The sequence below is a fragment of the Micromonospora sp. NPDC003197 genome, assembly GCF_053590565.1.
In genome coordinates, this window is record NZ_JBSFTE010000031.1 from 1 (window position 1) to 13,978 (window position 13,978).

The 13,978-nt window shown below is 70.0% G+C and carries 8 protein-coding genes; 1 reads left to right on the forward strand and 7 read right to left on the reverse strand.

Features of this window, described 5'->3' with window-relative positions; translation table 11 throughout:
- Positions 1-99: 99 nt before the first annotated feature.
- Together ACWDV4_RS26075 and ACWDV4_RS26080 are read right to left on the reverse strand one after the other, a co-directional pair.
- A complete protein-coding gene (locus ACWDV4_RS26075; protein WP_449983904.1) occupies positions 100-618 on the reverse strand; it encodes an NADAR family protein in 519 nt (172 codons plus the stop codon).
- A gap of 166 nt (positions 619-784) precedes the next feature.
- The gene (locus ACWDV4_RS26080; RefSeq protein ID WP_449983758.1) at positions 785-1,480 is read right to left on the reverse strand and encodes a VOC family protein; all 696 of its coding nucleotides are present in this window, start codon (positions 1,478-1,480) and stop codon (positions 785-787) included.
- 525 nt (positions 1,481-2,005) lie between these two features.
- On the opposite strand from ACWDV4_RS26080, the gene ACWDV4_RS26085 reads away from it, so the two are divergent.
- Positions 2,006-2,596, forward strand: coding sequence for a hypothetical protein (locus tag ACWDV4_RS26085; RefSeq protein WP_449983908.1), 591 nt, complete (start codon positions 2,006-2,008; stop codon positions 2,594-2,596).
- A 176-nt stretch (positions 2,597-2,772) separates the two neighbouring features.
- Here ACWDV4_RS26085 and ACWDV4_RS26090 read toward each other — a convergent pair whose 3' ends face one another.
- Genes ACWDV4_RS26090 through ACWDV4_RS26110 form a run of 5 tightly spaced genes read right to left on the reverse strand, consistent with a single transcriptional unit; the run spans position 2,773 to position 13,978 of the window.
- On the reverse strand, positions 2,773-3,825 hold the full coding sequence (locus tag ACWDV4_RS26090) for a methyltransferase (protein ID WP_449983761.1): 1,053 nt from the start codon (positions 3,823-3,825) through the stop codon (positions 2,773-2,775).
- Between the two features lie 40 nt (positions 3,826-3,865).
- Positions 3,866-5,248, reverse strand: coding sequence for an MFS transporter (locus tag ACWDV4_RS26095; protein ID WP_449983764.1), 1,383 nt, complete (start codon positions 5,246-5,248; stop codon positions 3,866-3,868).
- Complete coding sequence (locus ACWDV4_RS26100; RefSeq protein ID WP_449983911.1) at positions 5,245-9,852, reverse strand: non-ribosomal peptide synthetase; 4,608 nt, start codon at positions 9,850-9,852, stop codon at positions 5,245-5,247. The genes ACWDV4_RS26095 and ACWDV4_RS26100 overlap by 4 nt, the downstream gene beginning before the upstream one ends.
- Positions 9,853-9,893: 41 nt before the next feature.
- Positions 9,894-13,259, reverse strand: a complete 3,366-nt coding sequence (locus ACWDV4_RS26105) for an amino acid adenylation domain-containing protein (protein WP_449983767.1) — start codon at positions 13,257-13,259, stop codon at positions 9,894-9,896.
- Positions 13,256-13,978 carry a DUF6875 domain-containing protein gene (locus ACWDV4_RS26110; protein ID WP_449983770.1) on the reverse strand — a complete coding sequence of 241 codons (723 nt, stop codon included), beginning with the start codon at positions 13,976-13,978 and terminating at the stop codon, positions 13,256-13,258. Before ACWDV4_RS26110 ends, ACWDV4_RS26105 begins: the two co-directional genes overlap by 4 nt.

A 13,978-nucleotide genomic window follows, 5' to 3' on the forward strand; every position in this document is an offset into this window, starting at 1 on the left:
GTTAGGAAGGGCCCCTTCCTATCGCTTTTTGTATAGGAAGGGGCCCTTCCTAACACCAAACCCCAAACTCCAGCCGTGGCAGCCGGGCGGTGATAGGTCTTACTCGGTGTGCTCGGAAGCATGCTCGCGCAGGATCGCGCGGGACCGCATCAGGGCGAAGCCGAGCAGGTTGAGCCCGCGCCAGCGGGCGGGGTCAGCGGCTCGCTCGTCGTCGGCGGCGAGGCCGATGCCCCAGACCCGGTCCAGGGGACTGGCCTCGACCAGGATCCGTTCGCCGGTGGTCATCAGATATTGGTGCAGGTCGGCATGCTGACTGAACTTGGCGACATTGCCTTCAACCACGATGTCGTACCGCGCTTCCTCCCAGCGTCGCTGGTCGAAGTTGTGTACCTGCCGACCGAGTGCCTTGGCCCGCTGCGGATGAGAAGCGGCAAGAATTCGCTCGGCAACCTCGTCGTCGCCGAACAGCTTCGCCTTGCGCCACATCATGTAGTGCTCGGCGGTGGGATAGATCCTGCCCTCGACGATGAATGCCGCTGGCCACCATTGGCTCAGGCACCCCGAGCCGATGCGGCCGTCGCGTTCGGGACGGTGGCCCCAGAAGAAGAGAAACTTGATTCGCTTGCCCCGGGCGACACGCTGGGCAAGATTCGTGGCGAGGGTGTCGGGGTTCGCGGCGAGGCTGTCGGGCGGAGAGGCGAGGGGGTAGGGCGGGGTGGTCACGGTCGGCAGTATGCGTCGGCGGGGTAGCTACTTCTACCCGTTATCCGCCGAACCCGTCGTATTATGCGTCGTCGCGGCCCTGCCAAGTGGTCACGCAAGCCTCGTTGCCCTCGAGGTCGGCGAGCACCCAGAATGCGGGAGCGTCGGACGCAGAAACGAGCCGACCACCGGCTGACAGGGCGGCTCCGATCCGTCTAGGTGCCTCGTCGTGTGGGACGCAGATATCGAAATGGATGCGGTTCCGCTCCGGACGCGGCTGATCCATCTGTTGGAACCAGATCGCGGGCCCCTGCCCGACCGGGTCGACGATCGCATTTGTGGGACCGGCGGCTTCCGGTTCGTCCGTATAACCCAGTACGGCTTTCCAGAACGGCCGGACCGCTGCGATGTCGAGTGCATCGATGGCGAGCTCCACGAACTGCACCGACCGCAGTGCCGTCGTACCGATTTCCGGCTCCGTCCGTAGCCCGATGTCGCCGATGGCGGCGGAGAGCCGATGGGCGAGGTCGATATCGCACTCCGTCAGCCTTGCCTGGTCAAGCGACTGCAAGGTAAGGACAACCCGGTCGGCCCGGAGGTCGATGCGTAAATGTCCGTCCGCGTCGGCGCCGCACGTCGCCACCGCCTGCGCCGCCACGTCCGTCGCTTGAGGCAGCGAACCGACGGGTACGGACGTACGCAGCGAGCCCAGCAGATAGCGCCAGCCCTGGTCGCTAACCGCGTCCGAAGCCGCCTGACGACTCAAAGTCCGTTCCATGGCGGCATCCTCACATATGCGTGAGCGAAGGTGCTATCCCGGTCGAGAAAATGTCGAAGATGCAAGGTGCGCCTGATGTCCGATCCTGGGAAGCGTCGAGTGTCGCGGCGTCATGTCCGGTTTCGGTCGGTCGGGGAGGCCGATCGCCGCCTGGGGCATATCTCACCATGATCAACAGGCTGTGGGTGGGCTGGCGTGGAATGTTGGCGGCCGGCGGGTGGTTATATCTCGCGTACGACCGAGTAGCGCTGTCTTCTTGGCGGTGCGAGCGCGGCCATCTGTTCGGGTGGCGTGCGGGTTCGTCTTCGAGATGGGGCCCGGGTCGCTGGAATGTTGGCGGCTGGTTGGTCGTTGTATCTTGTCTACGCCCCCGCCCTGGGATCTTGGGGTTGGGTGTGGCGTTCTGATTCTTTCCCCCTTGTCTTTCAGGTGAGCGTGGCGCGCTTTTGTGTGTGTGTGCCTGCTGCCTGGCGTCTCCTGTACCCCCGGGAGGCGTTCCTTTCCCCCGGTATTGGAGCTTTGGTCATGAATACGATTCTGCGTAAGAGTGTGCTTGCTGCTGCTGGTCTTGCTTTTACTGGTGGTGTGTTCGCTGGTCCGGCGTTGGCCGATCAGACGGTTGCGGCGTCGCCGAAGCTGGCTGGTGTGGCCGTGCAGGCTGACAAGCCGGCCAAGGACAAGCTGATCCCGCACGGTGTGCAGGGTGAGCAGTCGCGGATTCCGCTGAACGCCGAGCAGACCAGCAATGTGAAGGCGATCATCAAGGCTACGAAGAAGGCTGGTATGGACGAGCGGGCTGCTGTGGTGGCCATCGCGACGAGCCTGCAGGAGTCGAAGTTGGAGAACCTGGGTCATCTGGGTGACCGTAACGACCATGACTCGCAGGGTCTGTTCCAGCAGCGTCCGTCTTCGGGTTGGGGTTCGGTGGAGCAGATCACTGATCCTGAGTACTCGACGATGGCGTTCCTGAAGGGTCTGAAGCAGGTCGACGGTTGGGAGAAGATGCCGTTGACGCAGGCCGCGCAGAAGGTTCAGGTGTCGGCGTATCCGTTCCACTATGCGCAGTGGGAGACCCAGGCTGCTGACCTGGTCGCCGAGCACTGGAACAACAGCTGACAGCAGGAACAACTGAATCGCAACGGGCTCAATCGCAGCGGGCTCCCGGCCGGACGGAATCCGGTCGGGAGCCCGTTTTGCTCTGCGCCCGCAGCCTGGGTGCCGCGCGCGGTCTGGGTGTTAGGAAGGGCCCCTTCCTATGCAAAATGCGATAAGAAGGGGCCCTTCCTAACACCTCAGCGCTTGGTGGCAATCACCAAATGGTCCGCGTCGGAGCGGGTCAGTAGGTGCTGTTCGACATCGGTGAACCCGGCGGCGGTCAGCAGTTTGGCCAGGTCCTCGAAACGGTAGGCCCGGCCGCCCTGGGTGTGGAACAGGTTGAGGCTGAACGCCCGGACGAACGAGTCGGCCACGCCCGGCGGGCGCTGCGGCACCTCCGCCAAGGGCTCCAGCAGGACGACCCGGCCGCCCGGCCGTAGGGCACCCGCCACCCGATCGAGTAGACCGGCCAGTTGCGGTTCGTCGTACCCGTGCACGATGTTGAAGAGCAACACCAGGTCGTACCCGGGGTCGAGGTCTGCGGTGAGCAGGTCGCCCGGACGTAGCTCGACGCGGTCGTCGAGCTGGGCCTCGGCAACTGCGGTGGCCCCCTGGGTCAGCGCCCCCGGCAGGTCGACGACCGTGCCGCGCAAACCCGGGTACGCCTGGCAGAAGGCGACGGTGTAGCCGGCATGCCCGCCGCCCAGGTCCAGCACCCGACCGTTGGCGGGCGGGGCGGGCACCAGCGACACGATCTCCCCGGAGAGCCAGCCGGAGAGGCGACGGAGCATGGTCTGGAAGTCGGCGAGGGTGTCCGGCCGTTGCTCCAACCAGGCGTAGAAGTCGCCTGTGGGGCCGCCCTGCCGGACCGAGGTCTCCAGGTCGCCCCAGAGTTCGGTGACGACCGTGCCCCAGAACGACAACACCGGTACGAAGCTGTCCGGCGCGGACCGCAGCAACCAGCGAGTGGTGTTGGCACTGTTGGTGTAGTCGGTGCCCGATCGGGTCAGGTAGTTGAATCCGACCAGCGCGTCGGCCAGCAGCCGCAGGCCCAACTGGTCGGTGCCGGTCCGCTCGGCCAGGGTCGACGCCGGCAGTGGCCCGTCGGCCAGCGCCTCGAACACGCCGAGCCGTAGCCCGGCGACGACGGTACGGAACGACAGCGCGTTCAGCATGTCGAGGTGCGCCGCAGGGGCCTGGTCGGTGTCGATGAACGGGCGTGCTTCGTCGGGCGACAACGGCACCGGCATGACGACTTCTCCTCTGTGGGATGACTACTGGCAGGACAGCTCAACCGCGTACCGGCTCGGCTGATTCGGCTGGCTCGGTGGACTCGTCTGCTTCGGCTGATTCGCCCTTTGCGGGTGCCGGCTTCGACGCGGGCAGCGCGTCCGGCAACCGGTCCACTTCGCGTAGCGGACGACGCGACCAGCCGAAGGCGACGATCAGCACCATCAGCGCGCCGGTCACGGCGAAGACAAGTGCGGTGCCGCGTCCCTCCCCGGTGCCGATGACCCGGCCCACGCTGTCCGCCAGCGCACCGTCGCTACGCATCAACGGCTCGAAGACCCCGTCGGCCAGCGGTCCGGCCAGCAGATAGGCCAACGGGATACTGGAATCGCCGATCACCCGGGCTGCGGCCAGCACCCGACCCAGTACGGACGGCTCGGTCTTGGTCTGCACCAGCGTCATCGCCGAGCTGTTGACGACCGGGAGGGTGAACAGGAACAGCGGCGCCACCACCCCGATCAGCCACGGCGATGGGGCCAGCGAGTGCAGGACGAGCGCCACCCCGCCCAACGCCAGGCCACCGAAGATGGCGTGGACCTTTCGGGCCGGCCCGCCCCAGGCCCCCATCACCAGGCTGCCGACGAAGAGGCCGGCCCCGCCGGCGAACATCAACACACCCAGGGTGTCCGCCGAGGAGAACGACAGGATCAACGGTTGCACCAGCACCCCGGCGATGCCGAACAGGAAGTTGTACGCCCCGAAGAGCACCATCAGGTTGAACAGCCCACGGTGCCGACGTAGGTAGTGCCAACCGGCAGCAGCCTCCCGCAACACCGGTTGCCGATCCCGGGCACCGGCCGGCCGGGTGACGTCGGCGGGGAGTCGGATCAGCAGCAGCGTCAACGACGCGACGCTGAACGTGACCAGGTCGACCACCATCACCCCGCCGATGCCGATGGTGACCACCAGCGTCCCGGCGAGCAGCGGCGCGGCGATCTGCACCGCCCGGGAGACCTGCATCAGGCCGTTGAACCGGGCGAGGTGCTCCTTGCCGACCAGGGCGGGGGTCATCGCCTGGTAGCTGACCTGGTGCACCGTCGAGCAGGCCGCGCTCAGCGCGGTGGCCAGGTAGATGTGCCAGACCGCCAGGTTGTCGGCGGCCACCAGCAGGGCCAGGGTGGCGGTGCCGATGGCTGCGCCGAGGTCGCTGAGAAGCATCAGCCGACGCCGGTCCCACCGGTCGGCCAGCACCCCGGCGAACGGGGCGATCAGCACCACCGGCAGCGTGTTCGCCAGGAAGATCAGCGAGAACTGGGTGACCGAGCCGGTCTTCTGGTAGACCCAGACGCCGAGCACGAAGCCGGTCAGGCTGGAGCCGATCAGGGAGACCAGCTGACCGAGCCAGACGGTGATCAGCAGTTTGGCGCGTACCCGCTCGGTCATCGGTCCTCCCGGGACGCGTCGTTGGTGCCGGCCATAGTGGAGACGGGTGGGGTGAGGAAGCCGGTGCGGACGTACCAGTCCAGGTAGGCGTGGATCAGCGTGGCGTCCGCGGGTGGGCAGACGATGCCTGCCGGTGCCAGCGCCGCCTCGGTCGCGGAGCAGTCGAAGTACGGCTGGGTACGCTCCGGCACCCCGGTCCCGAAGAGCGGGGTGAACGGGGCCAGCGCCACGTCCGGCCGGTCCAGCAGGGCGGCCCGCCATCGGTCGTACGGCAGCAGCGCCACCGGATAGCCGTAGCCGGCCAGCGCCCCGGCCAGCTCGGGGAAGGAGATCGTGTGGTTGTTGTAGTAGTGGAAGTCCTGCCCCCAGCGGTCAGGCTGCCGGGACAGGTGTCCGATGCCGGCGGCCACATAATCGACCGGGGCCAGGTCGGCGGGGTCGTCCCGGATCTCCGGGACCGCGCCGAGCTGCACGAAGGTCTTGAGTAGCCGGCTGAAGTAGTCGTCGGCGTTGCCGACCCCGGTGCTGGCGTGCCCGGTGATTCGGGCTGGCCGGTGGACACTGACCGGCAGCCCACGGTCGCGGGCGGCCCGGACCAGCGCGTCGGAGACCCACTTCGTCGCGTTGTAGCCGTCGCCGAGACCGGCGCAGTCGTCCGGCTGCTCGCTTTCGCGTACCACGCCGCCGCGCCGGTCCGAGGTGAGGAACACTCCGAGGGTGGAGACCAGGTGCAGGGCCTTGGGCCGGCCCGCACCGGCCAGCCGCAGCACCTCCACTGTTCCGGAGACGTTGGCCGGCCGCAGCCGCTCGTACGGATAGAGGAAGTTGACCAGCCCGCCGTTGTGCAGCACCGCGTCCACCCCGTCGGCCAGGGCGTCGAAGTCGTGGCGGCGCAAACCCAACGTCGGCTCGCCGAGGTCGCCCGGTACGCCCACCAGCCGGTCGGCGTACTTGTCGCGCCACAGGCCGTACCGCAGCAGGTTGTCCCGCACCCGGTCGAGGGCTGCGTCGGGCGTACCGGCCCGGACCAGGCAGTGCAGCGTGGCGCTGCTGTGCTCCAGCCAGTCGGCGAGCAGGTGCGCACCGAGGAAACCGGTGGCACCGGTGATCAGTACTGCCTCGGCGACTCGGGCCGGTGGCGGGGCCGGCAGGTTGGCGCAGATGTCGTCGGGCAGGTGGGCGTCGGCGCGTACCACCGACAGTGGGGTCCGGTCGGTTCGGACTGGTTTCGTGGCTGCCGCGTCGACCAGGGCGGCATCATCGACCAGGGCGGCCATGCCGGCCAGGTCGGCCGTTTCGAAGAGTGCCCGCAGCGGCAGGTCGACGCCGAGCGTGGCGGTGATCCGGGCGGCCAGCGGCCCGGCGAGCAGCGAGTGGCCACCCAGGTCGAAGAAGTTGTCCCGACGACCGATCGGCGGCGGCTCAGGATGATCGGCCCCGGTCTCGGACTGGTCGGCTTTGCGCTGGTCGGTCTCGGGCTGGTCGGTCTTGGCAGCTTTGCCGTGTAGCAGGTCCGCCCAGATGCCGGCGAGCTTCCGTTCGGTCTCCGTGGCTGGCGGCTGGTATTCCGCCGCGCCGTCCTGCGGCGGGGGAAGAGCCGCCTGGTCGAGTTTGCCGTGCGAGTTGAGCGGCAGCTCCGGCAGGATGGCGAAGCCGGTCGGCACCAGGTATTCGGGCAGTCGCTGACGCAGCCCGGCCTTCAGCGTCGCCGGGCTGGGCTGCTGCTCGCCGGAGGGCACCACGTACGCGACCAGCCGGGGTCCCCGCCCGTCGTCGCGTACGACCACCGCCGCTCGGGCCACCCCCGGCTGGGCGGCGCAGGCCGCCTCCACCTCGCCCACCTCGATCCGGTGTCCCCGGATCTTCACCTGCCGGTCGGTGCGGCCGAGGAAGTCCAGCGTCCCGTCCGGCCGGTGCCGGGCCAGGTCCCCGGTGCGGTAGAGCCGGCCGCCCGCCGGGCCGAACGGGTCGGGCACGAACCGGGCTGCGGTCAGGCCGGGGGAGTTCAGGTAGCCCCGAGCGGGGGCAGTGCCGCCGATGTAGACCTCGCCGGTGACCCCCACCGGCACTGGCCGTAGGGCTGTGTCGAGCAGGTGCACCCGGACATTGGGCACTGGCCGACCGATGGGCAGGTGGCTCAGGCCGGGCAGCTCGGTGGCGTCGGTGGTGGCATGGGTGGTGGCGCAGACCGTCGCCTCGGTGGGCCCGTAGTGGTTGTGTACGCGTACCCGGCCGCCGGTGGCGCGGGCCCAATCGCGTACCGCCGCGGTGGGCGCGGCCTCGCCGCCGATCATCATCACCCGCAGCGGGGTCTCCGGCTGCGGCGACGCGTCGGCCAGATCGGCGACCCACCGGATCCACAGCGCGGCGGGGGCGTCCACCAGGGTGATCTGTTGCTCGGCGCAGAAGCGCAGCAGACCCGGACCGGTCAGTTCGGCCGGGCGTCGGTGCACCACCAGGGCGGCCCCGCTGACCAGCGCCGGGAAGATGTCACCGACCGAGGCGTCGAAGCTGAGGGGCGGCAGCATCAGCAGCCGATCGCCGGCCCGGATGTCGTGCAGCTCGGCGAAGGCCAGGGCGAGGTTGGTCGCCGTCCGGTGGCTGACCATCACCCCCTTCGGCGTGCCGGTCGACCCAGAGGTGTAGATGACGTACGCCAACTGGTCCGGGTGACCGGTCGGGGCCGGCACGGACGCCGCGCCCGGCCCCTTGGGCGGGGTGACCACGATCAGGGTGCCGGGACAGCCCGTGAACCGGTCGACGTCCGCCGGGCCGACCAGGGTGACCGGGGCGGCCGCCTCGGTGAGCAGGCCGAACAGCCGGGCGGTCGGGTGGCTCGGGTCCAGCGGCAGGTACGCCCCGCCGGCCTTGAGGACCGCGAGGATTCCGGTGATCGCCGCCGTACCGGCCGGCAGGGCGAGCCCGACCGGCACGTCCGGCCCCACCCCGGCGGCACGCAGCCGATGGGCCAGCTGGTCGGACCGGCGATCCAGTTCGCCGTACGACAACACGTCGTCCCCGTCGATCACGGCGGTCGCGTCGGGTGCACTGACCGCCCGTGCCCGGATCAGCTCGTGCAGCGTTGCGGCCGGGTAGTCCCGGTCGGTGGCGTTCCAGGTGGCCAGTTCGTGTCGCCCGGCGGCGCCGATCAGATCCACTTCGGAGAGCCGATGGTCCGGCTCGGTGGCGAGGGCGCGCAGCATCAGCCGGAACCGGTCGACGAACCGTTCGATGGTGGTGGCGTCGAACAGGTCGGTGTTGTAGTCGACCATGACGGTCAGGCGGGGCGAGGTCTCGTAGACGACCAGGGTCAGGTCCAACCGGGAGGTGTCCCGGGTGAGGTTGACCGGCCGCACAGTAAGGCCCGTCAGTTCCCGTTTCGCGCCCGCCGGGTTGACCACACACATGACCTGGAAGAGCGGGTTGCGGCTCGGGTCACGGGGCAGGTCGGCCTGCTGCACCACCTGGTCCAGCGGCAGGTCGGCGTTTTCCAGCGAGTCGAGGCAGACCGCCTTCACCCGATCCAGCGCCTCGGTGAGGGTGGGATCACCGGAGAGGTCGGTACGCAGCGCCAGGCTGTTCACCATCAGCCCGACCACCGACTGGAGTTCTGGGCCGGATCGGGTGGAGACCGGCGAGCCGACGCAGATGTCGTCCTGACCGGTCCAGCGGGCGAGCACCAGCTGCACCGCAGCCAAAGTGATCATGAAACGGGTGCACCGGGTACGCCGGGCGAGGTCGTCGAGGGCGGTGGTCAACTCGGCGTCGATCGAGAAGTGGGCGGTGGCACCGGCGAACGTCTGGACCGGCGGACGCGGCCGGTCGGTGGGCAGGTCGAGGAGGCCGGAGGCCCCGGCGAGCCGCTCGGACCAGAACCGGCGCTGCCGCTCGGCGGCGCTGGCGTCGAATTTTTCCCGGTGCCAGAGCACGTAGTCGGGGTACTGCACGGTGGGCGGGCTGGGAGCCGGACCATCGGCGACGATCCGCTGGTGGTCGGCGAGAATCTCGTCCAGGACGATTCCCATCGACCGTTCGTCGCTGATGATGTGGTGCAGACTCAGCGCGAGCAGGTGCTCGTCGGCGGCGAGGCGGACCAGCAGCACCCGCAGCAGCGGGCCGTCCGCCAGGTCGAAGCCGGTCTCGGCCATGGTCCGGAGCAGCGCGGCGGCCCGCTCCTCCCGCTCTGGGGCCAGATCGGCCCCGACCGTGGGATCGCTGGCGGTCGACGCGGTCAGGTCCACGAAGGTAACGCTGACCCGGCCAGCCGGATCGTCCTCGGGGAGCACCACCTGCTCGGGGTGCCCGTCCCGGGCACTGAACGTCGTACGCAGCGCCTCGTGCCGAGCCACCACCGTGTCCACCGCCGACTGGAGCGCGGCCCGGTCGACGGTGCCGTGCAGGCGTACCGGGATCGCCACCACATACGCCGGGTTGCCCGGGTCGAGCCGGTCGAGGAACCACATCCCCTCCTGTAGCGGGGACAGCGGAATCCGGCTGCCCGCCGCCCGGCGGGGGATGGGGTTGGCCGGGCTTGCGGCGGCCACCCCTCGGCGGGCGAGCAGTTGGCGAATCATCCGCTCCCGCTCGGCGGCATCCACCTCGATCGAGCCCGTCACAGTCGCGTTCCTTCCATCGTCGCCCCCACCTACTCGCCCAGCAGCGCGCGGAGCTGCTCGGTCGACATACCGGCCAACTCCTGCCGCAGCTCGGCGACGGACGCCAGATGGCCGGGGGTGGGTTCCCGTGCGGTCAGCGTCTCGGCCATGGCAGCGATGGTCGGTGCCTCGAACAGCACCCGGATCGGCAGGTTCATCTCGAACGCGGCACCGATCCGGCTCAACGCCTGCGCGGCCAGCAGCGAATGCCCACCCAACCGGAAGAAGTCGTCGTGCACACCGACCTCCGGCAGGTGGAGCACCTCCTGCCACACCTCCGCCAGCACCTGCTCCACGGCGGTGCGCGGGGCGATCCGTTCGGCGGCGCCCCCGTCCCGCCAGTCCGGTTCCGGCAGCGCCCCCCGATCGGTCTTGCCGTTGGCGTTGACCGGCAGCGCCGGCAGGCTGACCAGCGTCGCCGGCACCATGTAGCCGGGCAGTCGGGTGGCCAGCCACGGGCGCAGCACCGCCCACAGGTCGTCCGTACCGGCGGCCTCGGGCGCGGGCACCACGTACGCCACCAGCCGGGCGTCCCCGGAGCCGGCGGTCCAGGTGCCGACTACCGCATCGGTGACCAGCGCGTGGGCGCGCAGTTGTTCCTCGATCTCGCCCAACTCGATCCGGAAGCCGCGCACCTTGACCTGGTGGTCGGTACGGCCGAGGAACTCCAGCCGCCCGTCGGCGCGCTGCCGGGCCAGGTCGCCGGTGGCGTAGAGCCGGGCACCGGGCCGGCCGGTGAACGGGTCCGGCACGAACCGGGAGGCGGTCAGCCCTGGCCGGCCGTGGTAGCCCCGGACGACGCCGCTACCGCCGATGTGCACCTCACCGACCACACCGACCGGCACCGGCTGGCCGGCCCGGTCCAACACGTACAGCTCCGTGTTGGCGATCGGCGCGCCCAGGTCGATCGGGGCCGGCGCGGGTGGCACTGCGGCCGCCGCCGACCACACGGTCGTCTCGGTCGGGCCGTAGCAGTTCCACAGCGTCGCGCCGTCGGTGATCAGCGCGTCGGCCAGGTCGCGGGGCAGTGCCTCACCACCGCAGAGTCGGGTCCGCAGACCGGCCGGCACCCCGCCGGCGGCCAGCAGCAGCCGCCAGGTGGCCGGGGTGGCCTGCATCGCGGTGATTCGGTCGTCGTGCAGCCGTTGGCGCAGCAGCGGGCCGTCCCCGACCTCGTCACTGGCCATGATGGTCAGCGGTGTGCCACTGACCAGCGGTACCAGCAGTTCCAGTACGGAGATGTCGAAGGAGAGCGTGGTGACCGCCGCGAACCGGTCCTCGGGGGTCAGCCCGAGATCGTCGTGGAACGAGGCGACCAGGTTGACCACGGACCGGTGCGGTACGGCCACCCCCTTCGGACGACCGGTCGAGCCGGAGGTGTAGATCAGGTAGGCCAGCGAGTCGGGGTGGACCGGTGTCGGCGCGGCGTCGGCCGGTGCGGTGGCCAGCGCCTCGGCGTCGTCGTCCAGACAGACCACCACCGGTACGGCGGCCAGCAGGTCACCGAGCCGTTCCCGGATCGCCCGCTGGGTCACCAGCACCCGGGCGCCCGAGTCAGCCAGCATGTAGCGCAGCCGTTCCTCAGGCAGGGCCGGGTCCAGCGGCAGGTAGCCGGCCCCGGCCCACCAGGTGCCGAGCACGCCGACCAGCAGGCCGACGCCGCGGTCCAGGCACAGGGCGACCGGGGTGTCCGGCTGGATGCCCCGGGCCCGCAGCAGGTGTCCCAGCTGGGCGGCCCGACCGGCCAGGGTAGCCAGGTCGACCGCCCCATCCGGCCCGGTGACGGCGGCCGGAGAATCATCGGTGGCCGGGGCATCATCGGCAACACCCGGAGCTGACTCCGTCGGGAGCAGTTCCAGCACCGAGGAGACCGGAGGCAGGCTGCGGGCGGTGGCGTTCCAGTCCACCACCGACCGCCAGCGTTCCACCCCGGCCAGCAGGGGGATCTCCGCCACCGGCCGGTCCGGGTCGGCGGTGCCCGCGTCCAGCAGGGCGGTCAGGTGCCGGCCGAGCCGGGCGACGCTCTCCGCGTCGAAGAGGGCGGTGTCGTACTCCACCGCCAGGCACACCCCGTCGGTCGGGGTCACCTCGCCCACCAGGGACAAATCGAACTTGGCGGTACCGCTGTCCACCCGCAGCGAGGTGAGCGTGGTGCCGGCCAGTTCCAGATCGCCCGAGGGGGCGTTCTGCAGGATCAACTGGGTCTGGAACACCGGTGCGTGGCCCAGGCTGCGTTCCGGTTGCAGCTCCTCCACCAGCTTCTCGAACGGCACGTCGCCGTTGGCCAGCCCGCCGAGCGCCGCCTCCCGTACCCGGCCGACCAGGTCGCGGAAGGTGGGTAGGCCGGTCAACGACACCCGCAGCGCCAGGGTGTTGACGAAGAAGCCGATCAGTGGTTCCAGGTCGGCGTGGTTGCGGCCGGCGACCGGGGTGCCCACCACCACGTCATCCTGACCGCTGTAGCGCGACAGCAGCGCGGTGAAGCCGGCCAGCAGGGTCATGAACAGGGTGACCCCGGTGTCCTGGTTGAACTGCTGGAGGCGACGGGCCAACGGGGCGGGCAGGTCGAAGTAGTGCACCGCGCCCTGGTAGGACGCGATGGCCGGCCGGGGCCGGTCGGTCGGCAGGGTGAGCAGGGCTGGCGCACCCCGCAGGTGGTCGAGCCAGTGGTCCAGTTGCGCCCGGAGCGCGTCGCCGGCGATCCGTTCCCGCTGCCAGAGCGCGTAGTCGGCGTACTGCGCCGGCAGGGCGGGCAGCTGCGGGTCGCGCCCTTCGAGCAGGGCGGCGTATGCGGTGTTCAGCTCCCGGAACAGCACGCCCAGCGACCAGGCGTCGGAGATGATGTGGTGCAGGCAGAGCGACAGGTAGTGGTCGTCGTCGGCGACCCGGACCACCCGGGCCCGGAACAGCGGGCCGGTGGCGAGGTCGAACGGCTCCCGGGCCACCTGCCACATCAGCCGGGCCGCCTCGTCCGCCCGGCCCTCGTCCGCACTCGCGGTCAGATCGGTGACCGGTAGTTCGATGTCGACGGTGGGCCGGACGACCTGGACCGGTTCACCCCCGGAGTCCGCGAAGGTGGTACGCAACGCGCCGTGCCGGGACACGACCAGGGAGAGGGCAGCCCGCAGGGCGTCGAGGTCCAACGGTCCCCGGAGCCGGAAGGCGACCGGAATGTTGTAGACCGGGTCGCCGGGCTGGAACCGATCCAGGAACCACAGTCGCTGCTGTCCGAAGGAGACCGGATAGGTGCGGGGCGTGTTGGCCCGTTCGGTGAGCATCCGGGCCAGCAGCGCCCGCTTGTCGGTCGCCGGGCGGGCCGGATCGACATTGGGCCCGGGCGGGGCGAGTTCGCTCATGACGCTCCCTGGGGGGCGATCCGGGATGCTGGGGCCGGGGTGGGCAGGGCGAGGCCGAACTGTCGTGCGGCGGCGTCGACCTGGCTGCGCAGGATGGTCGGGATGTTGGCGCCGAACAGCCCTAGATAGGTGGCGACGGAGGCGGCGTCGTCGGCCAGGAACGGGAAGTCCGACGAGACCATGTGCCGTACCGCCAGCAGCGGCACCGGACTGTGTAACGGGCGGAAGTCGGCGTTCCACAACCCGCCCTTGTCGGGCGGCCCGTCGTGGAACTCGCCGAGCATCAGCCCCTCGGCCACGTACTGCGGCTTCAGCCGGGCCTGGGTCGCGTCCACGATGTCGTTGGCGGTTTCGGACGGCAGGTCCGGCAGGGTGAGCAGGATGGTCTTGAACTGGGCCGCCGGGCCGGCGACCGGCGGCAGCTGGCGGAACCAGTCACGGTAGACCAGCAGTAGCTCGTCCAGGGTGTCCGGCTCGACCGTGGCACCCCGGTGTACGGCGAGCAGGAAGGTGTGCCGGTCCAGCGACCCCTGTGCGTACGGGCAGACCGGCCCCTTGCGGCCCAGCTCGACGTGTGGACGGCACAGGTATTCCCGGGCCCAACGGAACACCGAGCGCAGCGGGTCGGCCACGTCGGCCAGCCACGAAGCGACCGGGTCGGTGGCCAGGTCGGCCTCTTCCACCAGCTGGTAGGCCGAGTTCTCTGGATGGGTCAGCAT